The sequence below is a fragment of the Flavimaribacter sediminis genome (genome assembly GCF_019492055.1).
In the GTDB taxonomy this organism is placed as follows: Bacteria; Pseudomonadota; Alphaproteobacteria; order Rhizobiales; family Rhizobiaceae; genus Flavimaribacter; species Flavimaribacter sediminis.
The window spans coordinates 337,400-363,182 of sequence record NZ_JAICBX010000004.1 but is presented as its reverse complement, the minus strand read 5'-3'; the positions used below and the strand labels follow the sequence as shown (position 1 = coordinate 363,182).

24 protein-coding genes are annotated in these 25,783 nt (G+C 57.2%); 8 read left to right on the top strand and 16 right to left on the bottom strand.

What is annotated here, in order from left to right:
- Positions 1-17 precede the first annotated feature (17 nt).
- From K1W69_RS20750 to rsmA, 4 genes are all read left to right on the top strand, one after another.
- A complete protein-coding gene (locus K1W69_RS20750) occupies positions 18-2,378 on the top strand; it encodes an LPS-assembly protein LptD (protein WP_258571243.1) in 2,361 nt (786 codons plus the stop codon).
- Positions 2,379-2,540: 162 nt separating this feature from the next.
- A complete protein-coding gene (locus K1W69_RS20745) occupies positions 2,541-3,488 on the top strand; it encodes a SurA N-terminal domain-containing protein (RefSeq protein WP_220230350.1) in 948 nt (315 codons plus the stop codon).
- A 39-nt stretch (positions 3,489-3,527) separates the two neighbouring features.
- Entirely contained in the window at positions 3,528-4,562 is a 1,035-nt protein-coding gene (pdxA, locus tag K1W69_RS20740; RefSeq protein WP_220230349.1) for a 4-hydroxythreonine-4-phosphate dehydrogenase PdxA, read from the top strand.
- Entirely contained in the window at positions 4,549-5,400 is an 852-nt protein-coding gene (gene rsmA / locus K1W69_RS20735; RefSeq protein WP_220230348.1) for a 16S rRNA (adenine(1518)-N(6)/adenine(1519)-N(6))-dimethyltransferase RsmA, read from the top strand. Before pdxA ends, rsmA begins: the two co-directional genes overlap by 14 nt.
- Here the strand turns inward: rsmA and K1W69_RS20730 are convergent.
- From K1W69_RS20730 to K1W69_RS20655, 16 genes are all read right to left on the bottom strand, one after another.
- Positions 5,373-6,179 (bottom strand): sulfotransferase family 2 domain-containing protein, encoded by an 807-nt coding sequence (locus K1W69_RS20730; RefSeq protein WP_220230347.1) that lies wholly within the window; start codon positions 6,177-6,179, stop codon positions 5,373-5,375. The genes rsmA and K1W69_RS20730 overlap by 28 nt on opposite strands.
- A gap of 384 nt (positions 6,180-6,563) precedes the next feature.
- A complete protein-coding gene (gene gmk / locus K1W69_RS20725; protein ID WP_220230596.1) occupies positions 6,564-7,175 on the bottom strand; it encodes a guanylate kinase in 612 nt (203 codons plus the stop codon).
- A gap of 49 nt (positions 7,176-7,224) precedes the next feature.
- On the bottom strand, positions 7,225-8,112 hold the full coding sequence (locus tag K1W69_RS20720) for a YicC/YloC family endoribonuclease (protein WP_220230346.1): 888 nt from the start codon (positions 8,110-8,112) through the stop codon (positions 7,225-7,227).
- Between the two features lie 275 nt (positions 8,113-8,387).
- Entirely contained in the window at positions 8,388-9,554 is a 1,167-nt protein-coding gene (gene mltG / locus K1W69_RS20715; protein ID WP_220230345.1) for an endolytic transglycosylase MltG, read from the bottom strand.
- A gap of 93 nt (positions 9,555-9,647) precedes the next feature.
- Positions 9,648-10,910 carry a beta-ketoacyl-ACP synthase II gene (gene fabF, locus K1W69_RS20710; RefSeq protein WP_220230344.1) on the bottom strand — a complete coding sequence of 421 codons (1,263 nt, stop codon included), beginning with the start codon at positions 10,908-10,910 and terminating at the stop codon, positions 9,648-9,650.
- 183 nt (positions 10,911-11,093) lie between these two features.
- Entirely contained in the window at positions 11,094-11,330 is a 237-nt protein-coding gene (locus tag K1W69_RS20705; RefSeq protein WP_220230343.1) for an acyl carrier protein, read from the bottom strand.
- A gap of 263 nt (positions 11,331-11,593) precedes the next feature.
- Entirely contained in the window at positions 11,594-12,331 is a 738-nt protein-coding gene (gene fabG, locus K1W69_RS20700; RefSeq protein ID WP_220230342.1) for a 3-oxoacyl-[acyl-carrier-protein] reductase, read from the bottom strand.
- Positions 12,332-12,351: 20 nt separating this feature from the next.
- The gene (fabD, locus tag K1W69_RS20695; protein WP_220230341.1) at positions 12,352-13,287 is read right to left on the bottom strand and encodes an ACP S-malonyltransferase; all 936 of its coding nucleotides are present in this window, start codon (positions 13,285-13,287) and stop codon (positions 12,352-12,354) included.
- Between the two features lie 86 nt (positions 13,288-13,373).
- Positions 13,374-14,480: a type I glutamate--ammonia ligase gene (locus tag K1W69_RS20690; protein ID WP_220230340.1), complete on the bottom strand. Its 1,107-nt coding sequence runs from the start codon at positions 14,478-14,480 to the stop codon at positions 13,374-13,376.
- A gap of 367 nt (positions 14,481-14,847) precedes the next feature.
- Entirely contained in the window at positions 14,848-15,993 is a 1,146-nt protein-coding gene (locus K1W69_RS20685; RefSeq protein WP_220230339.1) for an iron-containing alcohol dehydrogenase, read from the bottom strand.
- A gap of 3 nt (positions 15,994-15,996) precedes the next feature.
- Positions 15,997-17,376 carry an aldehyde dehydrogenase family protein gene (locus tag K1W69_RS20680; protein ID WP_220230338.1) on the bottom strand — a complete coding sequence of 460 codons (1,380 nt, stop codon included), beginning with the start codon at positions 17,374-17,376 and terminating at the stop codon, positions 15,997-15,999.
- 1 nt (position 17,377) lies between these two features.
- Positions 17,378-18,748 carry a glutamine synthetase family protein gene (locus K1W69_RS20675; RefSeq protein ID WP_220230337.1) on the bottom strand — a complete coding sequence of 457 codons (1,371 nt, stop codon included), beginning with the start codon at positions 18,746-18,748 and terminating at the stop codon, positions 17,378-17,380.
- 90 nt (positions 18,749-18,838) lie between these two features.
- A complete protein-coding gene (locus tag K1W69_RS20670; protein ID WP_220230336.1) occupies positions 18,839-19,888 on the bottom strand; it encodes a TRAP transporter substrate-binding protein in 1,050 nt (349 codons plus the stop codon).
- A 98-nt stretch (positions 19,889-19,986) separates the two neighbouring features.
- Positions 19,987-21,309 carry a TRAP transporter large permease gene (locus K1W69_RS20665; RefSeq protein WP_220230335.1) on the bottom strand — a complete coding sequence of 441 codons (1,323 nt, stop codon included), beginning with the start codon at positions 21,307-21,309 and terminating at the stop codon, positions 19,987-19,989.
- On the bottom strand, positions 21,309-21,815 hold the full coding sequence (locus tag K1W69_RS20660) for a TRAP transporter small permease subunit (protein WP_220230334.1): 507 nt from the start codon (positions 21,813-21,815) through the stop codon (positions 21,309-21,311). Before K1W69_RS20660 ends, K1W69_RS20665 begins: the two co-directional genes overlap by 1 nt.
- Positions 21,815-22,621, bottom strand: coding sequence for an N-formylglutamate amidohydrolase (locus K1W69_RS20655; protein ID WP_258571242.1), 807 nt, complete (start codon positions 22,619-22,621; stop codon positions 21,815-21,817). Before K1W69_RS20655 ends, K1W69_RS20660 begins: the two co-directional genes overlap by 1 nt.
- Before the next feature lie 139 nt (positions 22,622-22,760).
- Between K1W69_RS20655 and K1W69_RS20650 the strand changes: the two genes are divergently transcribed.
- The 4 genes from K1W69_RS20650 to K1W69_RS20635 all read left to right on the top strand — a co-directional run bounded on the left by K1W69_RS20650 (position 22,761) and on the right by K1W69_RS20635 (position 25,776).
- Positions 22,761-23,627 (top strand): MurR/RpiR family transcriptional regulator, encoded by an 867-nt coding sequence (locus K1W69_RS20650; protein WP_258571241.1) that lies wholly within the window; start codon positions 22,761-22,763, stop codon positions 23,625-23,627.
- 371 nt (positions 23,628-23,998) lie between these two features.
- A complete protein-coding gene (gene rpsF, locus K1W69_RS20645; protein WP_220230595.1) occupies positions 23,999-24,391 on the top strand; it encodes a 30S ribosomal protein S6 in 393 nt (130 codons plus the stop codon).
- Between the two features lie 12 nt (positions 24,392-24,403).
- Complete coding sequence (gene rpsR, locus K1W69_RS20640; RefSeq protein ID WP_136658698.1) at positions 24,404-24,652, top strand: 30S ribosomal protein S18; 249 nt, start codon at positions 24,404-24,406, stop codon at positions 24,650-24,652.
- A 284-nt stretch (positions 24,653-24,936) separates the two neighbouring features.
- A complete protein-coding gene (locus K1W69_RS20635; protein ID WP_441713871.1) occupies positions 24,937-25,776 on the top strand; it encodes a DUF2232 domain-containing protein in 840 nt (279 codons plus the stop codon).
- Positions 25,777-25,783: the final 7 nt, after the last annotated feature.

The following is a 25,783-nucleotide window of genomic DNA, read 5'->3' as shown; positions in this document are numbered from 1 at the left end:
GCCGCGAAAGGAAGAGTATGCGTATCGTCGGCTTGGTTACCGCGCTGTCCGCTATTCTGGGGGGCTCGGTCGCAATACATCCGGCTATCGCGCAGAGTCCACCCAATTCCGGTTCCGGTCTCAACATCAATGTGTCTCCCGACGCCCGTCTTATCCTGACGGCCAATGAACTCGTCTACGACTACGACAATCAGATCATTACTGCTTCGGGCAATGTCCAGATCGACTACGACAAATACAAGATGGTCGCCCGACGACTGGTCTACGATCAGAATTCCGGACGACTGAAAGCTTATGGCGATATCGAACTGATCGAGCCGAGCGGCAATGTCATCTACGCCCAGGAACTCGACGTCACGGATGATTTCGCCGACGGGTTTGTCAATGCGCTGCGAATCGAAACTCCCGACGACACGTATATCGTGGCAGACAGCGCACAGAGGATCGGCGGCGATCAGGCTGTCTTCAACAACGGCGTCTACACTGCTTGCGAAGTGTGCCAAGACAAGCCGAAAAGCGACAAGGCGCCCTTGTGGCAGGTCAAGGCGCGGCGAGTTATCCAGAATGGCCAGACACAGACGATCACCCTGCAGCACGCACGGTTCGAACTGTTCGGAATGCCTATCGCCTATATTCCAACGCTGCAGGTGCCTGATCACACAGTCGAACGCAAATCCGGATTTCTCACGCCAAATTTCCAGTTCAGCAGTGAACTCGGTTTCGGGCTAACTGTCCCCTATTTTCTGGTGACGGGACCGCGAAGCGACGTCACCATCCAGGTAACCGGCTATACACAGCAGGGTTTCCTGGGCCAGGCAGAGTTTCGAAGGCAATTCGACAATGGCGCGCATGTGCTGACGGCTGCCGGAATCTATCAGCTCAACAGCGGAGCCTTTGAAGAGGGAACCGTTGACGCTGAGAATGACGCGCGCGGCATGATTGCTTCAAAGGGCGACTTCCGAATCAATCCACGTTGGATTTTTGGATGGAACGTCATGCTCCAGAGCGACAAGAGCTTCTCGAACACATACGGGATCGAGGGTTATCGTAACCGCACTGTGCCGTCCACTGTGTATCTGACGGGGCTTGAAGGGCGAAACTTCTTTGATTTGCGCGCCTTCTACTACGACGTTCAGTCGATAAATCCGCAGAACATAGCGGAAGAGCAGCAGCCGATTGTTCACCCTTCGCTCGACTACCACAAGACATTCGATCAGCCTATGGCAGGCGGGGAGCTTAGCTTCGACGCCAATATTCTGAGCCTGACGCGCCGCGAAGCAGAAGAATATCCCTTCTATGACGCCTATCGCGGCGTGAAAGGAACAAATACGCGTCTGACAACCGAACTCGACTGGCGCCGGACGTTCTACACCGATATCGGTCTTCTGCTTACGCCCATCCTCGGTCTGCGCGGCGACGTAAATTTTCTCGATGTTGACCCGCCGCTGACCTACCCTGGCCCGTTCGTCAACTCCAACACCGTCGGCCGCTACATGGCGACCGCCGGTCTTGAGGCGCGCTATCCAATTCTGTTCTCGACGGAGCACAGCTCGCATATCGTGGAGCCAATTGCACAGATTTTCGTGCGGCCCGACGAGCAATATGCAGGCGGCCTGCCGAACGAGGACGCGCAAAGCTTTATTTTTGACGCCACGAACCTGTTTGAACAGGACAAGTTCTCCGGGTATGACCGCATAGAAGGCGGAACAAGGGCCAATCTCGGCATTCGTTACACAGGAACGTTTGACAACGGCATGTCGCTGCGCGGCGTGTTTGGTCAATCCTTCCAGCTTGCCGGCCTGAACTCCTTCGCAACCGACGACCTCGTGAATGTCGGCTCCTCTTCCGGCCTTGAAACGGCGCGTTCCGACTATGTCGGCGGAATCGGACTTGATCTGCCGAACGGTCTCACATTCACTACTCAGGGGCGTTTCGACGAAGCCGATTTCAGCCTTCAGCGCGTCGACGTTGGTGGATCCTATTCTGGACGCAATTTCAGCACGGCTATCTCCTACACCTCGGTTGTCCCGCAACCTGGTTACGGTACGGACACCTATCGTCATGAATTCAAGGGAGCTGCGTCGATGCGGTTCGCCGAAAATTGGCGGGCCTTCGGCGCCATCGAATGGGATCTCGAAAACGATATCATCACCAACAATACCTTGGGCTTCGGCTATGACGACGAATGCACGGCCATTTCACTGGCCTATACTCAGACGCGTGATGATAACGAAGCGGTCGACTGGAGCATTGGAGTAAAAATCAGCCTGAGAACGCTGGGTGACTTCAATTTCGGCAGAGGAGAAGATGTCGGCTATGACAGCAAACTGTGGGACAATGACGACATCGGTTCGTCTCCGTTCACCACGGTCTACTGACGGAAAAATCGCAAAACCGGTAGTCCGAGCAACGCCGCCGGGCGTTTAAATTTGAACATTTTGGACCTTCATGTGTCTTTATTGTGCCAAAACGTTGTGTAATTGACACATAATACCGGATCACGCGTACACTGACACACCAGATTAAACAGGAAACGGACAATGACAATCGGTCTCAAAAGGGAGATATCGGCCGGAGGGATTCGCCTGGCGCTCCTCATCGCCGTAGTTGCGGCGTCGCTTTTCCATGGCGGAACCGCAATCGCCAACAAGATCGCAATCGTGGTGAATGACAGGGTTATTACGACGCTAGATCTGCAGCGTCGGTCAAAGCTCCTGCAATTGCAGAGGCAAAAGGGCAATTTGAAAGAAAAAGCCAAGGAGCAGATGATCGAACAGGCGCTCAAATTGAGCGAGGCCGATCGGCTTGGTTACAACATCAGCGACGCGCAGGTTAATGCAGCATTCACCCGTTTCGCCAAGGGCAACAAGATGTCCGACAAGCAGATGGAAAAGGCTCTCGACCAAACCGGTGTTGGAGCGGACCATTTCAAGGAATTTATCAAGACCCAAATGACCTGGCCTAAATTGGTCGAGGCAAGATTCTCTACTTCCGGGGGGCGTATGTCGACGGAAGAACTGGTCAAGAATATGCTTGAGCGTGGAGGCGAAAAACCCACCACAACCGAATATATCCTTCAACAGGTCATTTTTGTTGTTCCGCAATCCAAGCGCAGCGCCATCCTGAACCGGCGGAAGAAAGAGGCTTCCAATATGCGCAGCCGGTTTGTGGGGTGCGATTCGAGCCATGAGTTCGCCAAGGGTCTACTGGATGTTTCTGTGCGCGACCTTGGGCGCGTCATGCAGCCGGAATTGCCGAAGAACTGGAAAGCTGCGGTCGAAAAGACACCGGAAGGCGGCACAACTCCGGTTCAGGTGACAGAACAGGGCGTGGAATTCATCGCCGTGTGCCGCGCGAGACAAGTGTCCGACGACCTTGCCGCCGAGATGGTGTTTCGCAGCGAAAAACAGGATAGTGGCGAGAGCAACGCCAACAGCGAGAAGTTCCTGAAGGAGTTGCAGGAAAAGGCGCGCATATCCTATCACTGACCGGTGACCCGACGGCCCCGTTCAATCGGGTGAGGATCGATGAAAGCGACATCCCTGCCCCTTGTCGTTACAATGGGCGATCCCGCCGGGATCGGACCTGACATAACGATCGATCTATGGCGTCGCCGCGCGCAGCTCGACCTGCCGCCTTTTGCCGTACTCGGCTCTCCCACATTGTTGGCGGAGCGCGCAAAACTGCTGAATGCGGAAATTGCAGTTAGCGAAATAGACCAGGTGTCCGACGTTCTGTCGCAGGCCGAGGCGTTGCCAGTACTGCCTCTCGAAAATCAAGTTTTAGCTAAACCCGGCAAACCTGACCGAAACAATGCAGAAGCAATTCTGGAAGCGATCCGGCGCGCCGTTGATCTGACGATGTCCGGCAAGGCCGCAGCGATTGTCACCAACCCGATAGCCAAGGCGATCCTCTACGACGCCGGATTTGGATTTCCCGGCCATACGGAATACCTGGCGGAACTCGCAAAACAGCACACAGACGAAGCGCATATGCCAGTGATGATGCTGGCCGGCCCAGATCTGAATGTCGTACCGGTGACCATTCATATCCCGCTACGAAAAGTGCCAGAGCAATTGACGACCGATCTTATCGTCGAGACAGGCCTGACAACGTCGTGCGATCTGGAATCCCGCTTTGGAATATCCAAACCGCGCATCGCCGTCGCCGGTCTCAATCCGCATGCCGGAGAATCCGGATCGTTCGGATCCGAGGATCTCGCGATCATCGCACCTGCCATAGCGGAAATGCGCGCCCAGGGCGTGAATGCATTCGGCCCCCTTCCCGCTGACACTATGTTTCATGCAGAGGCGCGGCGCGACTATGACGCTGCGCTCTGCATGTATCATGATCAGGCGCTTATTCCGGCCAAGGCGCTGGCGTTCAACGATACCGTCAACACGACGCTGGGGCTGCCGTTCATCCGAACCTCTCCCGATCATGGAACGGCTTTCGATATTGCCGGCTCCGGCAAGGCGCATTCGGGTAGCCTTCTTGCAGCCATGAAACTTGCCGCCCGCATGGCGGCGCACCAGCGAAAGCAGCGCCATGTCGGCGATTGACGATCTGCCGCCGCTGCGCGACGTCATAGCGCGTCACGGGCTCGACGCGCGCAAATCTCTTGGTCAGAACTTTCTGCTCGATCTCAATCTGACGGCGAAAATCGCCCGAGCAGCCGGCCCACTTGAAGGTCGCACGGTCATTGAGGTCGGTCCTGGCCCCGGCGGCCTGACGCGCGCCTTGCTTGCCGAAGGCGCCGACCGTGTGATCGCGATCGAAAGGGACAGCCGCTGTCTTCCAGCGCTTGCCGAGATTGCGAACCGCTATCCCGGCCGACTGCGCGTCATTGAAGGCGATGCGCTGGAATTTCGGCAGCAGGACCTCGATGCCTGCAAGGTAAAGATCGTCGCGAACCTGCCTTACAATATCGGCACTCGCCTGCTTGTCGACTGGCTAACCGCCGAGCCCTGGCCGCCATACTATGAGTCGCTCACGCTGATGTTCCAACGCGAAGTGGCGCAGCGTATCATCGCCGAAGCCGGCGCAAGCGCTTATGGCAGGCTGTCGGTGCTTGCCAGCTGGCGTTGTCAGACCCGCCTGCTTTTCGACGTCCCCGCCCAGGCTTTTACGCCGCCACCGAAAGTCACCTCGTCCATAGTCCAGCTTCATCCAAGGGACAAACCGCTGCAATGCGATGTCTCTGCGCTGGAACGGGTAACGCAGGCTGCTTTCGGTCAGCGGCGCAAGATGCTTCGCCAAAGCCTGAAAGCGCTTGGCGGAGAGACGCTTCTTACGCAATCCGGCATCGATCCGCAAAGGAGAGCCGAAACCCTATCGGTGGAGGAATTCTGCACTCTTGCGTCTGCCACAGGTCAAGCTTGCAAAGTCCATCTTTCCTGAGTCTGCAAAGCGTTCTGATATATTACCGCATCTTCTTTGTAATATTGATCAATGAATGATATTATTTCTGTAGGCATTTCATTTATATATATTTTATGATCGAACTCTGTGTACATTATATTTGTTGCTATTTTTTTAATAAATAATGGTATTATTTTTGATCTTCGAATTTTTACATATATCTTGTCGTTTTTATCTGCCAATGACTTCCGAAGACCGAACCTTTTTATACGTGTTTGATTGACTGGGGCTCCTATCTTCAGCTTCCGATGAACACTGTCTCCGATCCCGGCGACTAGAAGGTCAAGGCGGTGCAAAGGCAGTACGACGTCAACTACCCGCTTGTCGTCAAGATCCAGGTATCGGGATTGCTTCTCAAAATGTATCCTCTCTGGATCGCAGAATCCGTTCAAAGTTTGCAGATAGTTACAGACCTTTTCGCATTGCCGGATAACATCCCTACTAGCCATTGTCGTAATGTCGGTTCCGGAAAACATTCTTTGATTTTGAGACAGAGCGGAGAAAAAGCGTTCTCGTGGATCACGCACCAGAGCGAACGCTTTGTATTGTTCAATCTTTGAGAATTCCTTGGCGAAATGTTCTCTTAAAACTTCCAGAGGAATATGTGCGTAATCGAGTCTTCCCAACGCTGGATGCTCATGTATGCCCACGATGGGCAAATCTGTCTCATTATAGCTGCTTATGACATGTTTAACGGTGCTACCTCCGCATTTGGGTATGTGAACAAATGCAAAGCCGTAAGTGTCACTGATGATCATTTTTGATATTTTTCCCGGGGTTTCTTACAACTGTTTTTGCTGGGCGCCCAAGAATCCGTCAGCCTGGATTTGTGTCCCGCAAAAACGCATATCTTGTGCTAAATCCTGACACTCATTGAAGCAATAGCGTTGTCGGATTTAGTATGGCCGAACGCTCCTAATAAGCCCGCAAAGTAGATCAAAAACGTATCCAGCGTTGATCAACACATGTCTGGAAGTTTTTCGCTAAATGAGTTTTGCAACCAAATGTTTCCGGACACGCCGAATGGCATGGAAACAACGGCCGCCGCCATGCTCAGCCGCATTTATTACTGCAAATACGGCAATTATTACTGCAAAGAATAAATACAGGCGCTCGACGTTTAACGTCCCAAACTGCAGGGCTCAGCTGGGCTTTTCTTCAAGAAGCCCGGAAACAAAATCGAACAGTCCTGGCCGACGATCTCGGCGCAGACGTTCAGCCTGGACAATCGCCTTCACCGAGGAATAGGCCTGGTCGAGATCGTCATTGACCACCACGAAATCATAGTCCATCCAGTGACGTATTTCCTCGCACGCATTGGCGAGACGTCTTTCGATCACTTCATCCGTATCCTCGGCGCGCCTCTTCAGCCGCGAACGCAATTCGCCAAGCGAGGGCGGCAGGATAAAGATGGAAACCACGTCAGCCGCCATCTTGTCCAGCAATTGTTGAGCGCCCTGCCAATCGATGTCGAAGAGCATGTCGCGGCCTGCGGCCAACGCAATTTCAGCCGGTTCCCGAGGAGTTCCGTAGAAGTTTCCGTGAACTTCCGCCCATTCGAGCAACGCGTCCGTGTCCCGCATTCTCGCAAATTCCGATTCAGAGACAAAACGGTAATGGACGCCGTCTATCTCGCTGCCGCGTCGCTGACGCGTGGTAACGCTGATGGACAGCTTCAAATCGGCATCGTGTTCGAGAAGAGTGCGGGCAATCGTCGATTTGCCAGCGCCGGAGGGGGAGGAAAGGACAAGCATCAAACCACGACGCTTGATACCGGTGCTGCTCCGATCGGTTGTCACAGCGCTACTCCAGATTCTGAATTTGCTCGCGAAACTGATCAATGATCACCTTCAGTTCCAGCCCGATCGCAGTGACTGACGCGGCGTTGGACTTGGAGCAGATCGTGTTGGCTTCGCGGTTGAACTCTTGCGCCAGGAAATCGAGCTTGCGCCCTACAGGTCCTGTCTCCTCAAGCAGGCGCCTGCAGGCCTCGACATGAGCGTAAAGCCGGTCGATCTCCTCACGAAGATCAGCCTTCGATGCAAGCATAGCCGCTTCCTGGTGAATGCGGTTCATATCGAGTTCGGCGCCGCTATTCAGCAGAAGCGACACCTGTTCCGCCAGCCTCTTGCCAATCGCCGCCTGAGTTCGCGACGGATCTTCGTCTACACGAACCGCAAGCGAATGAATTTCGGTGACCTTTGCTTCCACATATGCGGCGATTTTCCCGCCCTCGGCAAGCCGCGCCGCCCGCAGATCGCTGATTGCGAGGTTTAGCCCCTCGAGGATTGCGCCCTGCTCCGCTGCGAGAGTTTCTGAATCGAGATCGGGTTCCTTGAGTTCGAGCACGCCGCGAATATTGAGAAGACCGTCCCAACGCGGCGGCGCAGCCTCTATCCTGTCGCCCAGGCTCTCAATCATCCTGACGATGGCGTCTAACGCTTCCTGATTGATGACAGCCTGAACAGCCTGACCTTCACGCGTGAGCGTCAAAGTCGCCTGAATATTCCCGCGCTGGAACCCGTTCTTCAACGCTTCACGAACCATCGGCTCCAGCCGATCATAGCCGACGGGAAGGCGTATTCGGCAATCCAGCCCCTTACCATTGACGGACCGCACCTCCCAGGACCAGCGGAGCGTTCCACAGACGCCTTCCTGTCGGGCGAAGCCGGTCATCGATTGTATCGTCATGGCTCTACCAGTTATGCGGCGCTTCAGAGCCAGCGCCGGCGCCTGCATTCCGAATCGTTATTCTTTATTTCTCCGAGGCCACTTTACGAGGTTCGGGAGGCAAGCAACAGCTACGCACCCCTTCAGCAGCGGCTAAAACCCCAGCTTTCATAAAGAATTCCCACCACACGCGGAGCCCTTAAGAGGTACCGAACAGAGACGAACTGCAGGCTAAAAGATCCTGCACCGCGGGACAGCCGGCGTTTTGCTTGAACGCCGGGACGGAGGGAATGCAATTACTGCCCATCTCCGGCGGTCGCTTCCGCTTCTTTCGCCTGCTCGGCTTCAATCCGGCGCCAGCGCCTGACATTTGCATTGTGTTGTTCAAGCGTTTCAGAGAATGCATGCCCGCCCGAGCCGTCCGCCACGAAGTAGAGATTGCCCGTCTTCGACGGGTTCGCGACAGCCTCAAGCGCAGCCCTGCCGGGATTTGCGATCGGCGTCGGCGGCAGACCATTGATCTGATAAGTGTTGTAGGGCGTTACTTTTTCTATATCCGACTGATAGATCGGCCTGTCGGATGGCTTTCCGGCTCCGCCGAAGATGCCATAGATTATCGTCGGGTCGGATTGCAGGCGCATGCCGCGATCAAGCCTGTTCAGGAATACTGACGCCACCATTGAACGCTCATCCGCGCGGCCCGTCTCTTTCTCGACGATAGAAGCGAGCGTCACGAATTCTTCCTTTGTGCTGATCGGCAGGTCATCGCTGCGCCGGCTCCAGATTTCGTCGATCAGCGCCGTCTGGGACTTGTGCATCTGCTCAAGAACCTCGCGACGGGTGGTGCCGCGGGTGAACTTGTATGTTTCTGGGCGCAGATAGCCTTCGGGCGGCAGTTCTTTCGGAAGATCGCCGGTCAACTGGCTGTTTTCACTGAGCCTCTGAATGATTTGTTGAACCGTCAGGCCTTCGGGAACTGTGACGCTATACAGAATGGATTTGCCGGACCGGAGGAGATCCATGATTTCCCGCATCGAAGACCCGGCCTTGATCTGATACTCGCCAGCCTTCAGGGAATCGTCCGGCATGTATGTCCGCACTCCGAGCTGGAAAATCAGTGAATTGGAGATGATGTCGCGTCGCGCCAAAAGATCGGCGATCTCCTTGACGCTTGAACCCTGACGGACAAGGAACTCTGTATTCCGGCCGAGCGGGCCGCTTTCATCAAATTTCAGCTTGCCATAATAGACCGCAATCGCCGCGCCGATCAGCAGCACGACGACAAGGGTCATCAGAAAGTTCAGGAAAACGACGAACTGGCTACGCGCGCGCCTGGAACGTTTCGGCGGCTGTGGCGCTTCTTCCGGCTTCAACGACTGGCTTGCGGTGCGTGGAAGGACTGGTCCGCCGTCAATTGTGGGCCCATAGCCGGCGCCTCGTCCTGAACTTCTGCCGTCGTTCACCTTGAAACCTCTAAATTGGGAATCACCACACTGTTACAGCACGCAATAAAATACAGGATTGTGGCAATTGATGGCTGATCCGCACGTCGTTTGTTAACCTGCATAACGCCGTAACACAAGCGAGGCGTTGGTGCCGCCGAAGCCGAAAGAATTCGACAAAGCAACATTGATCTCGCGTTTCCGCGCGACCTTCGGAACGAGATCGATCTCGGTCTCAACCGCCGGATTGTCGAGATTCAGCGTCGGAGGCGCGATATTGTCCCGTATCGCCAGTGTGCAGAAAATCGCCTCGACCGCGCCCGCCGCGCCCAGCAGATGTCCAATGGCCGATTTTGTCGACGACATGGAAATGCCGGAGGCCGCCTTGCCCACAACGCGCTCGACCGCTCCAAGTTCGATCGTGTCAGCCATTGTCGACGTACCATGGGCGTTTATGTAGTCGATGTCGGAGGCTTCTATGCCGGCGCGCTTCAACGCGCTCGACATGCACCGATAGGCGCCCTCGCCGTCCTCGGCCGGCGCGGTGATGTGAAATGCGTCGCCTGAAAGGCCGTAGCCGATGACTTCCGCATAGATCTTTGCGCCGCGCGCCTTTGCGTGCTCCAGCTCCTCGAGTACGACGACGCCAGCGCCCTCGCCCATTACGAAACCGTCCCTGTCGATATCGTAAGGCCGCGAGGCGCGCTGTGGTTCATCGTTGTAATCGGTAGATAGCGCCTTGCAAGCGGCGAATCCGGCAAGCGCGATACGGCAGATGGGCGATTCCGCCCCGCCCGCCACCATCACGTCGGCGTCACCGAGCGCGATCAGTCGGCTGGCATCGCCGATCGCGTGCGCGCCCGTAGAACACGCGGTGACCACCGAATGGTTCGGCCCGCGCAGCTTGTGCTTGATGGAAACCTGACCAGAGGCGAGGTTGATCAGCCGACCTGGAATGAAGAATGGAGAGACCCGGCGCGGCCCCCTGTCGCGTAGTGTGTAGCCGGCTTCAATAATGCCCTGAAGGCCGCCGATCCCGGAGCCGATCAGCACGCCCGTTGCAATCTGATCATCGTCCGATTGCGGAAACCAGTCGGCGTCGGCAAGTGCCTGGTCCGCCGCCGCCATCGCATAAACGATGAACGGATCGACCTTTCGCTGCTCCTTCGGCTCCATATATTTGTCGGGATCATAAGTGCCGTTCGAACCGTCGCCCTTGGGGATCGAACAAGCAATCTTCGCCGGCAGGTCGTCAACCTCGAACGCTTCAATCTTCGCGGCAGCGTTTTCGGAGGCCAGGAGCCTGCGCCAGCTGACCTCCGTGCCATCGCCAAGAGGGGAAACCATTCCGGTTCCCGTAATTACAACACGACGCATGTGTTGCCCTCCCTATGTCTTACATTACGCTCTGATGAACGCGTATCAGCCGCGGCGCGGCGCCAGTTATTACGGCTGACAAGACAATACAGCCCGGAAAAACCGGGCTGTGGCGCAAAGCCTTCAGATCATGATCAAATTTTCGGATTTGACTTGCTGTCAGGCTGTGCACCGCCGATCCGGTTAATTTTGGGACTTCTCGATATACTTGATCGCGTCGCCAACAGTCAGGATAGTGTCGGCGGCGTCGTCCGGAATTTCGACACCGAACTCTTCTTCGAAAGCCATGACCAGTTCAACAGTATCCAGGGAATCGGCGCCAAGATCATCGATGAAGCTTGCCCCTTCCGTCACTTTCTCGGCGTCAACGCCAAGATGCTCGACTACAATATTCTTAACGCGTTCTGCGGTATCGCTCATGTCGGTATCCTCGACCCCTATACGTTTTGCTATGCCTTGGATAGCGGCATGCATTCACTCATTCAAGCTCAAAGCACCTTATAATTCGGCGCATGAGCACCGTCAAAATACAAGCCTTTGATTTCCCCAGAAATCCGGGATATCGCCCGCGCCGTTACGGGCGCAAACAACACTGGATGCGGCCCTTAACACGGTTTCTTCCGGGCGCAAAGCCCAAACTGAAACCTTTCATGCGCAGGCAGCGATCGCGGCGTCGCGTCATATCATATCATCGCCATGCCGCCATTGATGTGCAGCGTCTGCCCGGTGATGTAGCTTGCCTCGTTCGACGCAAGGAACAGGACTCCAGCCGCCACTTCGGCGCCGTCGCCGATGCGCCTCATGGGAATTGCTCCCATGATTGCGTCTTTCTGTTTGTCATTCAGTTTGTCGGTCATCGCCGACTGGATGAACCCCGGCGCCACGCAATTGACGGTGATGTTGCGCGGAGCAATTTCCTGCGCTAGCGACTTGGAAAAGCCGATCAGCCCCGCCTTTGACGCGCAATAATTGGCCTGGCCGGGATTGCCTGTGACACCTACGACCGAAGTGATGTTGATGATCCGGCCGTGGCGACGGCGCATCATCGGATGCGTCAACTCCCTGGTCAGCTGGAATACGGCGGTCAGGTTTACGCCAATGACCGCGTTCCAGTCTTCGTCTGACATGCGCACAAACAGGCCATCCCGCGTTATGCCTGCGTTGTTGACGAGAATATCGACGCCCTCGAGTTGCTCCTCGGCCTTTTTGCCAAGAGCCTTCACTTCGTCGGCGCTTGAGAGATTGGCGGGAAACACATGCACATTATCGCCGAGCTCAGAAGCAAGCGCGTCCAGCTTTTCGACCCGCGTGCCATGCAGCCCGACAATCGCGCCGGCCTTGTGAAGACTGCGGGCGATCTCCTCGCCAATACCGCCGGACGCCCCGGTCACGAGAGCCTTGCGGCCGCTCAGATCAAACATGGATCAAACTCCGATTTCATTTATTGATTTGCAAGTTCCGCAATATCCTGCGGCGTATTGACGGGCTTCGCCGTCATGTCAGGCGCAATGCGACGCGCCAATCCGGTCAATACTTTGCCGGCGCCGATCTCGAAAATTTCGGTTACGCTATTGGCGTCCAGCCAGCCGACGCTTTCGCGCCAGCGCACCTGACCTGTCACCTGTCTGACCAGCAGATCGGCGATTTCCGCCGGATCAGTCACCGGACCGGCCGCCACATTGGCGACGAGCGGGACGCAGGGCGCCTGAATGTCGACCTCGGCCAGAGCCGTCTTCATGGCGTCCGCAGCCGGCGCCATCAGGGCGGAGTGAAACGGCGCGGACACCGGCAGCAGCCTTGCGCGCTTGGCGCCCATCTCGCTCGCCTGCTGCGCCGCCGCCTCTATGTTGGCCTTCGAGCCGGATATGACAAGTTGGCCTGCTCCATTGTCATTGGCTATCTGGCAGACGCCGCCTGTGGAGTTATCGTTGCATATCGTATCGACCTGGTCGCGTTCGAGACCGATGATTGCGGCCATCGCGCCTTCGCCAACCGGCACTGCGGCCTGCATGGCCTCTCCGCGAATGCGAAGAAGCCGCGCGGTGTCGGCAATCGAAAAAGCGCCTGCGGCGGCCAGTGCCGAATATTCGCCGAGCGAATGACCGGCGACATAGGCTACCTTGTCCTTCAGGACAAAACCCTCCGATTCCAGCGCGCGGACAATCGACAGCGAGACCGCCATCAGCGCCGGCTGGGTGTTGGCTGTCAGCGTCAGATCTTCGTCAGACCCCTCCCAGATGATTGTGGAGAGCTTCTGACCCAACGCATCGTCGACCTCCTCGAAAACCGCCCGTGCAGCAGGAAAGGCGTCAGCCAGTTCCTTGCCCATGCCGACAACCTGGCTGCCTTGTCCGGGAAACGTAAATGCCCAACTCATCCCAAATGCCTTTCATCGATGCCGCAGTGGGATCGCCTAACACCATCGAACGAAGGGCAAGTCAAGGGGCAGATCACTATCAAAGGTCAGTAGGCCTGTGCGTATTTCTCGCATATTTCCGTGTTCGTCAGGCCGTTCATGATGTCGATCTCGCATCGCTTGTGCGCAAGATAAACGTCGATAAAGGTTTCGCCGAAAGCAGCTTTCGCCCAGTCGCTGGCTTCCAAACGGTCAAGAGCTGCGACCAGACTGGTCGGCAGTCGGGCGCATCCGATATCCGCAAGCTGCTCTGGCGTCATATCGTTGGGGTCGCTCTCGGTGATTTCCGGCGTAGCCATGCCTTCGTCGAGACCGTTCAGGCCGGCGTTCAGAAGCGCCGCCATAACCAGGTACGGGCTCGCTGCCGCGTCCGACACGCGATATTCGAAATGGAACTTCCCCGCGACATCTTCCTCGTCTTGCGGCGTGAAAACCGGGCAGATGCGCACAGCCGCCTCACGGTCGCGATAGCCGAAATTGTCGCAGGTCGGGCTCCAGCGATGCGGAGTCATACGGATGTAGGAGGCAACGGCCGGCGCCGTCATCGATATGAATTCCGGCAGGCGCCGCACGACGCCGGCAATGAAAGCGCCAGCCCTGTCGGATACGCCGTGAGGCTTTGTTTTATCGAAGTCGACGGGATTGCCGTCGACGTCATGCAACGAAAAGTGCAGATGGGCGCCGTTTCCGACGCCGTCCGGATCAAGGATCGGCGCGAAACTCGCCCGCTCTCCAAGACCATTCGCAACGGCGCGTGTCATTTCCCGCAATACGACGGCGTCGTCACAAGCGCCAATCGCATCGTTGGGGCCGATTGTAACCTCGCACTGTCCGGGACCGTATTCCGGCATGAAGGTGTCGAGTTTCAGACCGACGCGATCAAGGACCGCCATCAGCCTGTCAGGAAACCCGCCCATCCGGCGAAAGGCGCGCAGCGCATAGCCGAGACCCGGCTGCGGCTGGCCACCCGAGTAGTGGAATTCGTGCTCAAACGCCGCCTTTAGAATAAGCCCGTGGACATTTTCCAGCCGTTCGGCGGCGGCTTTCGCCTGACCGCGCAGACAGCATTCCCAAGGCTCGTCCTCCAAAGTCATTACATCGCCGATCACAAAACACTCGTTAACCCCGTATTCCGGGATCGCAAGGTCGATCATCGTCGAGTAATCCGGCCTGATCAGAAGATCCCCCCCGCGGACCCCACGGACTTTCAGCAATGGGACCGAAAGAAATTATCTGCACGCATGTTCCGGTCCATCCGACGCCTGTTTCCGTCCGTAGAACCTTCGCCCGCAACGGCATCGCCTTGCCGCGCAACTGACCCGATATGTCGCTGGCCACAACCATCATCAGGTCGGTGTTCTCGCGGTTGTCCGTCATCGCTCCGTCCTCCAACCCGAATGAAATCTGAGGTTGCATCCTTCATCCCAGATAAGAGGGATCGAGTAAAGCAGACAAAGCCGCGGCAGAGACAATTCCCGCGGATATCAGCAGTTTAATGACAGACAGGACGAACTCTCTTGATCAGAGACAGTCCCGGTACAGTTGGGCGGTGTTTTCCCGGGTCATTTCGACCGGATTGCTGCCAGCCGTCGGGTCGACGATCGCCATTTCGGTCAGTTCGTCGATTCGATCTTCGGATACGCCCATCTCCACCAGCCCGCTCGGGACGCCGAGTTTCGCGCGCAAGTCGACGACATAATCGTAGAAGCCGTCAAAACCGCCCGCGACGCCCAGATATGCGGCGGCCCGCTCGATCTTGTCCTCTATCACCGAACGATTGAATTTGAGCACCGGGGGCATAACGACGGCGTTGGTCATGCCGTGGTGGGTGTTGTAAACCGCTCCAACGGGATGAGACAGCGCATGGATCGCGCCCAGCCCTTTCTGGAATGCTACGGCGCCCATGGCCGCAGCGCTCATCATGTTGGCGCGGGCGTCCAGATTGTTCGGCTCTGCAAACACGACTGGCAGGTTTTCCTTCACCAGCCGCATCCCCTCCAGCGCTATTCCCTGGCTCATCGGGTGATAAAATGTTGACGAATAGGCCTCCAGACAATGGGCGAATGCGTCCATGCCAGTGCCGACGGTAATCGCCTGCGGCATGCCGCAGGTCAGTTCCGGGTCGCAAATTACCGCGGACGGCAGCATCTTCGGATGGAAAATGATCTTCTTCACATGGGTTTGGGAGTTCGTCAGAACCCCTGCCCGCCCAACTTCCGAACCGGTGCCAGCGGTGGTGGGGACTGCGATGTTCGGGGCGATCGCATCGGCGTCGGCGCGCGTCCACCAGTCGCCGATGTCCTCCAGAGCCCAGACCGGGATAGACTGCCCCGCCATGAGAGCGATGCATTTGCCGAGATCGAGACCCGAGCCGCCGCCGAATGCGACGACGCCATCGTGTCCGCCAGCCTTGTAGACTTCAATGCCGGCGGCGAGATTAACATCCGTGGGATTGGGATCGACGTCGGAGAATATGGCGCGTCCGAGACCCGCCTTCTCCAGAAGATCAAGCGCCTGGGCGGTGATCGGCAGGTTGGCCAGGCCACGGTCGGTCACCAGTAGCGGTCGCTTAATTCCGGCCGCAGCGCAGGCGTCGCCAAGTTCGGCGATACGTCCGGCGCCAAAGCGTATCGGATTGGGGTAGCTCCAGTTTGCAACCAAATTCATCGTTCAGGCTTTCTTCAAATGGTAGGATTTCGGGCGCGTCAGATTCTGGTATCCAATAGCTGAAAGCGCGCCGCCTTTGCCGGTGTTCTTGCAGCCGGTCCAGCACAGACCGGGATCGAGATAGTCCGCTCGGTTCATGAAAACGGTTCCGGTTTCAATGCGCGCGCCGATACGGGCGGCGCGTTCCGGATCACGCGTCCAAAGCGACGCCGTCAGGCCGAATTCGCTGTCATTCATCAGCGACACGGCTTCGTCGTCATCAGCAACCTTCATAATGCCGACAACGGGTCCGAAGCTCTCTTCCCGCATAACGCGCATATCATGGTTCACGTCGACGAGTATCTGCGGCATGAGATAGGCGCCGCCGTCCTGGGGGAAGAGTTGCGGGTCGATCAGCGCCCGGGCGCCTGCTTCAATCGCTTCGGCGGTCTGGGCGCGAACCTCATCGGCAAATCGCAGCGTCGCCATCGGGCCGAGCGTCGTCGTCTCTTCAAGCGGGTTGCCCAATGTGTAGCCACTGACGATGGCGACCGCTTTTTCAACAAAGGCGTCGAAAAGCGAGGCGGCGACATAGATGCGCTCGATGCCGCAGCAGCACTGACCGGAATTGAACATTGCGCCGTCGATAAGCGTCTCTGCAGCCGCTTCGACGTCTGCGTCTTCCATCACATAGCCTGGATCCTTGCCACCGAGTTCCAGACCAAGATTGGTGAAAGTTCCGGCCGCAGCCTGCTCTATGGCCCGACCGCCGCCCACCGACCCGGTGAAGTTCACAAACCCGAAGCTCTTTGCCGCGATCAGGCTTTCTGTTGTCTCATGATCCAGAAACACGTTCTGAAATACGTCTTCTGGCACGCCGGCCTCTGCGAAGGCTCTCGCCATTCTTTCGCCTACGAGAAGGGTCTGCGTGGAGTGTTTCAATAACACCGCATTGCCCGCAATCAGCGCCGGGGCAACCGTATTGATCGCCGTCATGTAGGGATAATTCCACGGCGCAATCACCAGAACAACGCCATGCGGCTCGCGAAGGATACGGCGCTCGAAATTGTCGCTATCTTCCACGACGATCGGCTTTAAAGCCTCCTCGGCGATGTCCGCCATGTAGCTCGCACGTTCTTCGAAGCCGCGGAACTCGCCGCCATAACGCACTGGGCGTCCCATCATCCAGGCAAGTTCCGGTACGATCTCTTCATTCATCTCGCCAACGCGGGCGACGCCTGCGCGCACCAGCGCGATCCTCTCGGACAACGGCTTCGCGGCCCAGGCTTTCTGCGCCTCGGTCGCCCTGTTCACGGCCTCTTTCGCCTCGGAGAGCGACAAAACCGGCCGCTCGGCATAGACCGTTCCGTCGATCGGCGATACGCATTGTAGTGTCTTGGTCATATCAAGCTCTTTCGAAGCCGCGCGCGACTTCCCAGTCGGTAACCTTGCGGTCGTATTCTTCCTGTTCCCATTCGGCGGCGCGCACGTAATGGTCGATCACCGCATCGCCAAACGCCGCCCTCAACATGTCGGATTCGTCCAATGCGCGCATGGCGCTGCGCAGGGTGCGCGGCACGGACCGCGCCTTTTCAGACATATAGGCGTCGCCCTTGAACTCATCCTCGAGACTGCGCTTGTTCTCGATGCCGTCGAGGCCTGCGGCCAGGAGGGCCGACATGGCGAGATAGGGATTGAGATCGGCCCCGCCGATACGGCATTCGACGCGCACCGCCTTGCTGCTCTCGCCGCATAACCGGAAACCGGCCGTCCGGTTGTCTGTGCTCCAGATCGCTCTGGTCGGCGCGAAGGTGCCCTCGGCGAACCGCTTGTAGGAATTGATATAGGGCGCCAGAAACCAGGTGATCGCCCCGGCGTTGTGCAAAAGGCCAGCCAGATAATGCTGCATTAGCTCCGACATGCCGTAGGGGCCATCCGGATCGTAAAACAGCGCAGTCTTGCCATCGTCGGACCAGAGCGATTGATGGATATGGCAGGAATTGCCGGCCGACTGCGTATGCCACTTGGCCAGGAACGTCAGGGCCTTGCCCTTTGCCCAGGCGATTTCCTTGCTGCCGTTCTTTATGAAAACGTGTGAGTCGGCGATATCGAGCGCATCGGAATATCTGACGTTGATTTCTTCCTGGCCAGCGCACGCTTCGCCCTTGGTGCACTCGATCGCGATGCCGGCGCCGTAGAGGCCATTGCGTATCGACCGCATGACTTCTTCTTCCTTGGTGGTCTGGAAGACCGCGTAATCCTGATTGTACTTGCCGATGGTGGTGAGGCTGCGATAGCCGCCTGCTTGCGCCTCCTCAAAGCTCTGGTCGAACAGGAACAACTCCAGTTCCGGCGCCATATAGGCCATCATGCCCATGTCCTTAAGGCGCGCGACCTGCTTCTTCAGCAAGGCGCGTGGCGCATGCGGAACTTCCTCATGCGTATGATGATCCATCACGTCGCACAGCACATAAGCGGTTTTTTCAAGCCAGGGCGTGCGCCGCAGAGTCGTCATGTCTGGCGTCATTGTATAGTCGCCATAGCCGCGCTCCCAACTCGCAGAAGCGTATCCGCTAACGGTCTCCATCTCGAGATCCGTGGCCAGCAGATAGTTGCAGCTGTGTGTTTCCTTGAAGGCGTGTTTTACGAAGTTGTCGGCGTGGAACCGTTTGCCCATTAACCGGCCCTGCATATCGACCTGCACGGCGACGACCGTGTCGATCTCACCGCTTGCGACCGCGTTTTCGAGCTCCTTGAAGCTAAGATTGCCGGGCATATGTTCAGCCTTCCGGAATGTGTTCTGTTATCAGTAAATTGCCGCCGGTTTCGCAGAAAACGATTCCGGCGACAACAGCTTTCTCAAATGCTAGCCGTAGCGGTAGGGCGGACCCGCCTTCTGCATGGTTTCGCGGTATTTCTTGAGGATCTCGACGACCTTCGCGTTACGCGGGCTCTCGGCCGCGATTTCGTCCCAGAATTTCAAGGCCTCGTCTTCGACGGTGGTCCATTCCTCTTCCGGAATCGACGTCAATTCGAGCTTGCCTCCGGTCGTGCGGTAATGCGCCTCACCCCACCAGTACCAGTATTGGCGGTGATAATGAGAGCTGTTGATGCAAAGCATGTAGAGCGTCTGCAGGTTCTCCGGCAGTTCGTTCCAACGTTCCTCATTGACGAAATAGGAACCCGCCCAAGCGCCGGAAATGTTGTTGGTTAGGTAGTAGTTGGTCACATCGGCCCATCCGACCGTGTAGTCCTCGGTGATGCCCGACCAGGCAATGCCGTCAAGCTCGCCTGTCTGAACGGCGACCTCGATGTCTTCCCACGGCAGCGTCACCGGCACCACGCCGAAGCGCTGCAGGAAGCGGCCGGCGGTCGGGAATGTGAATACGCGTTTGCCCTTCAGGTCTTCCAGGCTCCTGATCGGATCAACAGTCGCGAAGTTGCACGGGTCCCAGGCGCCAGCGCTCAGCCATTTCACGCCCTCAACTTCCGAATAAGCCTCTTCCCAGATTTCCTTCAGCCCGTACTCATTGAAGAGCACCGGCACATCAAGGCTGTATCGTGACGCGAACGGGAAATATCCGCCGAACACCGAAACATCGACCGGCGCTGCAATCGAGTCGTCGTCGCTCTGCACGGCGTCTATCGTGCCACGCTGCATGGCGCGAAACAGTTCGCCCGTCGGGACAAGCTGGTCGGCGAAGTAGAGTTCGATTTCCATCTGGCCCGCCGCGACCTTGTTGAACTGGTCGATGGACGGCTTGATCACGTGTTCGGCGAGCGCCGGACCAGCATAGGTCTGGAGCCGCCACTTGATGGGCGCCTGCGCCTTGACATGAGGAGCAGCGAGCGTGGCGCTGCCGGCGGCGGCCGTGAACAGGCCTGCTTTTTTCAGAAAATTACGTCTGTTGGTCATAGGTATTCTCCCGTTTCGAGATGCGCGAACCTTTCCGTCGCACCTCCTGTTCAATTGTTCCCTTCTATTGTGTTCGGCGGCGCGATCTCCTTTTGCGGTTAGCGGGCATAGACGTGTTGCGGCAGCCAAAGGGCGATTTGGGGAAAGACCATGACGATCACCAGCGCCAGCAGCATCACAAAAACAAAGGGCACGATGGACCGGTAAATGTCGGTCAGCGAAATTTCCGGCGGAGCCATCGCCCGCATCAGGAAAAGATTATATCCGAAGGGAGGCGTCATGTAGGCGATCTGGCTGGTTATCGTGTAGAGCACGCCGTACCAGATAAGATCGAAACCAAGTGCATCGACCAGCGGAATGTAAAGCGGCGCGACGATCACAAGCATGGCCGTATCGTCGAGAAATGTCCCCATCAGCAGGAAGGAAAGCTGCATCAGGATGAGGATCTCCCAAGGGCCGAGACCAAGTTGCCCGACAAAAAAGCCCTCGATTGCGCGCACTGCGCCCAAACCATCGAACACCGCGCCGAAACACAGAGCCGCCAGAATAATCCACATGAACATGCAGCTCACACCCAGCGTCTTGCGCAGGGTCTCTTCCATCACATGCGCGGTCAGCCGTCGTTTCACAATGGCGGCGGCCGTCGCCGCAAGCGCTCCAACGGCGGAACTCTCGACGAGGCTCGTCACACCCATCAGAAACAGTCCGGTCATGCAGAAGAATATCAGAATTGGCAGAATGCCGGCTCGCAGCAGCTTCAGCTTCTCGCGCATCGGAATGTCGCGTTCTTCCTCCGAGAGCGGCGGGCCCAGTTCCGGCTGGATGCGGCAGCGAATGACGATATAGACGATGAACAGACCTGCCATCATCAAGCCGGGAAAAACGCCTGCCAGCCACAACTGCCCGACCGGCTCTCGGGCGATCATGCCATAAAGCACCAGAACAACGCTCGGCGGCACGAGAATGCCGAGCGAACTGCCGGCCTGCACGACCCCGGTGATCATGATCTTGTCATAGCCACGGCGCAGCAGTTCCGGTAGCGCAATGGTGGCTCCAATCGCCATGCCGGCCACGCTCAGCCCGTTCATTGCGGAAATCGCCACCATCAGAACCACCGTGCCGATCGCAAGACCGCCGCTCAGCGGTCCAAACCAGACATGAAACATCCTGTAGAGATCATCGGCGATACCGGATTCAGAAAGCATGTAGCCCATGTAGATGAAGAGCGGTAGCGTCAGCAGCGGATACCACTTCATCAGCTTGACGCCGGCTGAAAACGCGATCTCCGACCCGCCATCGCCCCAAAGCAGCAGCGATGCGATCACCGCCACGGCGCCGATCGCCCCAAAAACGCGTTGGCCGGTAAGAAGCATCACCATCATGGAGGCGAACATGAGGATGGCGATCATCTCATAGCTCATCACAGATCAACCCCGCGCACCTTGCCGATGCTCCGGAACATCGAGGCGATTGCCTGAAGCAGCATCATTAGAATGCCGAGGCACATGACGATCTTGATCGGGGCCATATAGGGTCGCCAGGCGGAATAGCTCCTTTCACCGTACTCGATGGCGTAGGCGGTGCTGTTGTATCCGCCGTACAGCAGGACGCCGAGATAGAAGATCAACAACAGTACGGTGAAGCAGTCGACCCAGGCTTTCGTCTTGTCGGACCAGGCGCCATACAGGAGATCCATGCGCACATGGTCGCCCATCTGCAGGGAATAGGCCCCTCCAAGTATGTAGTAGCCGACCATGAGGAACTGCGCAGTTTCAAGCGTCCAGAGCGGCGGAATGAAAAACGTCTTGGTGAAGGATGAATAGAGGAGTACGCCCATCATCGCGAAGATGAGATACATGGCGAAACGCCCGATAATGCGGTTGAACCGGTCAACGATCCGGATATAGCCGACGATGAAGCCGGGCATCAGGAAGCCCTCGCAGGCGAGGATTCTGTTTGGTGAACGGGTTGCTCGAGCGCGGCCATCAACATGGCGACCAGTTCGTTGGCTGCTCGATTCTGACCAGCTTCGTCTGCAATAAGGTCATTTCGCACCTCGATCATGACGTTAAGCAGGTCGCGCGGCGCGGCGTGAATGTCGATCGTATGCATGACCCCCTGCCCCGGCCCATAGGGCTCGTTGCGGCGGGTCACTTTGTCTGTGAAACGCGAGGCGTGATCGAGCATCGCGTCGGCCAGGCGAGCGTCCCAGTCATGCAGTATGCCGAGTTCCACCTCCCGCATTACGCCATGATAGACCGGGGTAAAACTGTGAATGGTCACGATGACCGGATGCCGCCCAGCATGCGTCCGTTGCTCTATCGTGTCGGCGACCGTTTCGTGAAACGGCGTGTATATTTCGATGATGCGCCGTTGCTGTTCGAGTTCGGACAGACGGTGATTGCCGGGCACCTCGTATATTTCGCTGATCGCCGGCATGGCGTCATGTGCTCCCGGCGCGCGGTTGCAGTCGAAGACGAGACGCGAAAAATTCTGGGAAATAAGCGTCGCGTCCAGGATATCAGCCATCGCCATCGCCACCTCGATGGCGCCGGGGTCCCACGCGATATGGCTTTGCAGAACTTCCGGTTCGAGACCCAACATGCCGAGGGCGGCCGGAATCCGGTTCGAAGCATGTTCACACACAAGCAGGATGTCGCTGTCGCCGCTGGGATTGGCGACGGAAACCGGTCCGCCATCCGCGACAGTCAGAAGTGACGCATGAGAGGTCAATGCCATTATCCCCTGTTCTGTAAAAATCTGTACAGAAATTCCGGTCTCGTCAATAGGAACCTGAAATTTTCATTACAAATTTGTGGCGCGCTGTGGAACGACGCGATAGCATGTCCCAATGGAGGAAAATACGCAGACGATGGACAAGCCGGTACTTGAACTCATCAGAGACAGATACGACGCTCTGACGCGCACGGAACGCCGGCTGGCCGACGCGCTTCTGGAAAACTACCCCGTCGCCGGCCTAACCAGTATGACAAGGCTCGCAGAAAGCGCCGGCGTGTCCACGCCATCCGTCCTGCGCATGGCCCAGAAGCTGGGTTTTTCCGGTTTTCCCGACCTGCAGGCTTCGCTCCGCGCGGAGCTGGAGGCGACAATCTCCAATCCGATCGCCAAACATGACAGCTGGGCAGAACACGCGCCGAACACCCATATCCTCAACCGCTTCGCCGATGCGGTGATGCAGAACATGCGCGAGACGCTGGGCGCGCTCGATCCAGAGGACTTCGACGCCGTGCGGACACGATTGGCCGACCGCAGGCGCAATATCCTCATCGCCGGCGGCCGCATTACGCATGCGTTGGCGCAATATATGTTCACCCATATGCAGGTGATCCGCGAAAACGTGACGCTGCTGCCTCCGAACGCCAATACCTGGCCGCATTTCGTTCTCAACATTCGAGAAGGCGACGTGCTCGTCGCATTCGATATTCGCCGTTACGAGAACGATACGCTGAAACTGGCCGAAATGGCCCGTTCGAAAGGCGCGTCCATTATCCTCTTCACCGACCGCTGGGGCTCCCCTGTCTCACGGTTCGCCGAGATCCGGTTCAATGTGCAGATCGAAGCGCCGTCGGCCTGGGACTCCTCTGTCGTTACGATGTTCATCGTCGAGGCGCTGATCGCCGCCATCGAGACCGATATCTGGGGTGTGACCAGCCAGCGCATGAAGCAGCTCGAAGGGCTTTTCAACGAGACGCGTCTTTTCAGGAAGGCCCGCGACTAGCGCCTGCGAGCCTGTGAGATGAGATCGACCGCTTGGGTTATATTGTCCTTCCCACCGAATGAATCACAAATCTGGAAGAGCAGACCGATCCGTTTCACACCTCAATTGAACCGGTTTGGCTTGCAACCCTCGCAAAAACGTGTACAAGCGCGCTGTTCGAAACACCCGGTCAATTGGCTGGGGGCTGAACGGAGGGCCGTCCGCTTCATAATGGACGACAGGAAGAAAAGTCTTCCGGCCTCCCGTGTCTCCGCTCTCGACCGTCTCGAAACGAACGCCTTTCCTGATCCCGCTTGCGCGGTCGGAAGGTCGTTGAGGCTTAGCCGCCTTTGCCGGGTGATGAAATGCAACGAAGGAAAGGCAAGTCATTCATGGCTCTCTACGAACATGTATTCCTTGCCCGACAGGACGTATCCGGACAGCAGGTCGAAGCCCTTGTGGAACAGTTCAAGGGTATTATCGAAAGCAATGGCGGATCAGTCGGGCGTATTGAAAACTGGGGACTGAAGTCCCTGACCTATCGCATCAACAAGAATCGCAAGGCGCATTACACGCTGATGAACCTCGACGCGCCGTCAGACGCCGTCAAGGAAATGGAACGCCAGATGCGCATCAACGAAGATGTGCTGCGTTACATGACCATCCGCGTCGACGAACTTGAAGAAGGTCCGTCCGCGATGATGCAGAAACGCGACCGTGACGACCGCCGTGGCGGCCGTGACCGTGATGACCGTCCGCGTCGTCCCCGCGAAGACCGCAATTAAGGGAGCCTGACCATGGTAGACATCAATCAGATTCCGACACGGCGCCCGTTTCACCGTCGCCGCAAGACATGCCCGTTTTCCGGCGCCAACGCTCCGAAGATCGACTACAAGGACGTACGCCTCTTGCAGCGTTACATCTCCGAACGCGGCAAGATCGTCCCGTCCCGTATTACTGCCGTGAGCCAGAAGAAGCAGCGCGAACTCGCCCGTGCGATCAAGCGCGCCCGTTTCCTCGGCCTGCTGCCCTATCTCGTAAAGTAAGGCGGACTGCAAACACCTGGCCGGGGAACGCCCCGGCTTCGGCCGCCGTGATGGGCGCGGCGGCCCTGAAACCAAAACCCCGAGTTGGGGCGACCGGATATTGAGAGACTGATTCCGGATTTGCCTCTAACTGCTTGAACAAGCAGGACAGCGAAACGATGAACACCGCGACTCAATCCATTGCTGTCGGCATTTTTGCCGGAATTGCTTCGGCGATGCTGGTGCTGAGCGCGCTTGCGTTTCCGCTTCTCAATTTTCTCTTCATGTTTCTTTCGCTCGTTTCAGTGCTGGTCGCCGGAATTGGCTGGTCGAACCGCGCCGGAGTCATCGCCGGCTTCATCGGCGCAATAATTTTGGGAATTGCGACCTCTCCTTTTGTAGCTGCATTGTTTGCCGGGGCCTTGTTCGCGCCAGCGGCATGGATTGCGCATCTCACCAACCTGGCCCGCCCCGCCGACGAAATCGGCGGACCGGAAGGCGAATTGGCGTGGTATCCGCTCTCGCGTTTATTCCTCTACATTTGTGGAATTTCGGCCGCCCTTTCTTCCCTGCAAATCCTCTCCGTAGGCGACAGTCAGGAAATGCGCGACACCTATTTGATGTTGCTTGAAGAATTTATCGCGCAGACTCCCGAAGCCGAGACAATTCCCCTCAACTCGATGGAAGCCGCAATAGACCAATTCCTCGCAATCATGCCGTTCCTCCTTGGCGCCTTCTTTGTACTGCTGCTCTTTTTCGGTTGGTATGTATCGGCGAGGCTTGCGGATAAATTCAGGCGTTCAAAGCGGCCCCGCGACGATCTTCCAGCTCACCTTCGTATGCAGCCAATCGCAATACCCATCCTTGGCGCAGGGCTTGTTGTCTACTTTATTGGCGGCGGCCTGTCTGCAGCCGGATTGGCGATCACGGGCGCTTTCACCGCTGGGTTTACGCTGTCCGGCCTCGCCATGCTGCACTTTGCGACCCGCGGAAAACCCTGGCGCTTGCTGCTTCTCTGGTTTGCCTATGTTGTGGTCTTCATCGCTTCGATGATGCCGCTCGTGGCTTTCTTCATTGCCGGCCTGTTCGGGACTACCCGGACAACGGCTCCGACATCCCCAAACAAGAACGACAAAACCACCTGAAAGGACT

Excerpts from the sequence above, each read along its gene's own strand:
- K1W69_RS20750 (WP_258571243.1), top strand. The coding sequence starts at position 18 with ATGCGTATCGTCGGCTTGGTTACCGCGCTGTCCGCTATTCTGGGGGGC.
- K1W69_RS20745 (WP_220230350.1), top strand. The coding sequence starts at position 2,541 with ATGACAATCGGTCTCAAAAGGGAGATATCGGCCGGAGGGATTCGCCTG.
- pdxA (WP_220230349.1), top strand. The coding sequence starts at position 3,528 with ATGAAAGCGACATCCCTGCCCCTTGTCGTTACAATGGGCGATCCCGCC.
- rsmA (WP_220230348.1), top strand. The coding sequence starts at position 4,549 with ATGTCGGCGATTGACGATCTGCCGCCGCTGCGCGACGTCATAGCGCGT.
- K1W69_RS20730 (WP_220230347.1), bottom strand. The coding sequence starts at position 6,179 with ATGATCATCAGTGACACTTACGGCTTTGCATTTGTTCACATACCCAAA.
- gmk (WP_220230596.1), bottom strand. The coding sequence starts at position 7,175 with ATGCTTGTCCTTTCCTCCCCCTCCGGCGCTGGCAAATCGACGATTGCC.
- K1W69_RS20720 (WP_220230346.1), bottom strand. The coding sequence starts at position 8,112 with ATGACGATACAATCGATGACCGGCTTCGCCCGACAGGAAGGCGTCTGT.
- fabF (WP_220230344.1), bottom strand. The coding sequence starts at position 10,910 with ATGCGTCGTGTTGTAATTACGGGAACCGGAATGGTTTCCCCTCTTGGC.
- K1W69_RS20705 (WP_220230343.1), bottom strand. The coding sequence starts at position 11,330 with ATGAGCGATACCGCAGAACGCGTTAAGAATATTGTAGTCGAGCATCTT.
- fabG (WP_220230342.1), bottom strand. The coding sequence starts at position 12,331 with ATGTTTGATCTGAGCGGCCGCAAGGCTCTCGTGACCGGGGCGTCCGGC.
- fabD (WP_220230341.1), bottom strand. The coding sequence starts at position 13,287 with ATGAGTTGGGCATTTACGTTTCCCGGACAAGGCAGCCAGGTTGTCGGC.
- K1W69_RS20690 (WP_220230340.1), bottom strand. The coding sequence starts at position 14,480 with ATGATCGACCTTGCGATCCCGGAATACGGGGTTAACGAGTGTTTTGTG.
- K1W69_RS20685 (WP_220230339.1), bottom strand. The coding sequence starts at position 15,993 with ATGAATTTGGTTGCAAACTGGAGCTACCCCAATCCGATACGCTTTGGC.
- K1W69_RS20680 (WP_220230338.1), bottom strand. The coding sequence starts at position 17,376 with ATGACCAAGACACTACAATGCGTATCGCCGATCGACGGAACGGTCTAT.
- K1W69_RS20675 (WP_220230337.1), bottom strand. The coding sequence starts at position 18,748 with ATGCCCGGCAATCTTAGCTTCAAGGAGCTCGAAAACGCGGTCGCAAGC.
- K1W69_RS20670 (WP_220230336.1), bottom strand. The coding sequence starts at position 19,888 with ATGACCAACAGACGTAATTTTCTGAAAAAAGCAGGCCTGTTCACGGCC.
- K1W69_RS20665 (WP_220230335.1), bottom strand. The coding sequence starts at position 21,309 with ATGAGCTATGAGATGATCGCCATCCTCATGTTCGCCTCCATGATGGTG.
- K1W69_RS20660 (WP_220230334.1), bottom strand. The coding sequence starts at position 21,815 with ATGCCCGGCTTCATCGTCGGCTATATCCGGATCGTTGACCGGTTCAAC.
- K1W69_RS20650 (WP_258571241.1), top strand. The coding sequence starts at position 22,761 with ATGGACAAGCCGGTACTTGAACTCATCAGAGACAGATACGACGCTCTG.
- rpsF (WP_220230595.1), top strand. The coding sequence starts at position 23,999 with ATGGCTCTCTACGAACATGTATTCCTTGCCCGACAGGACGTATCCGGA.
- rpsR (WP_136658698.1), top strand. The coding sequence starts at position 24,404 with ATGGTAGACATCAATCAGATTCCGACACGGCGCCCGTTTCACCGTCGC.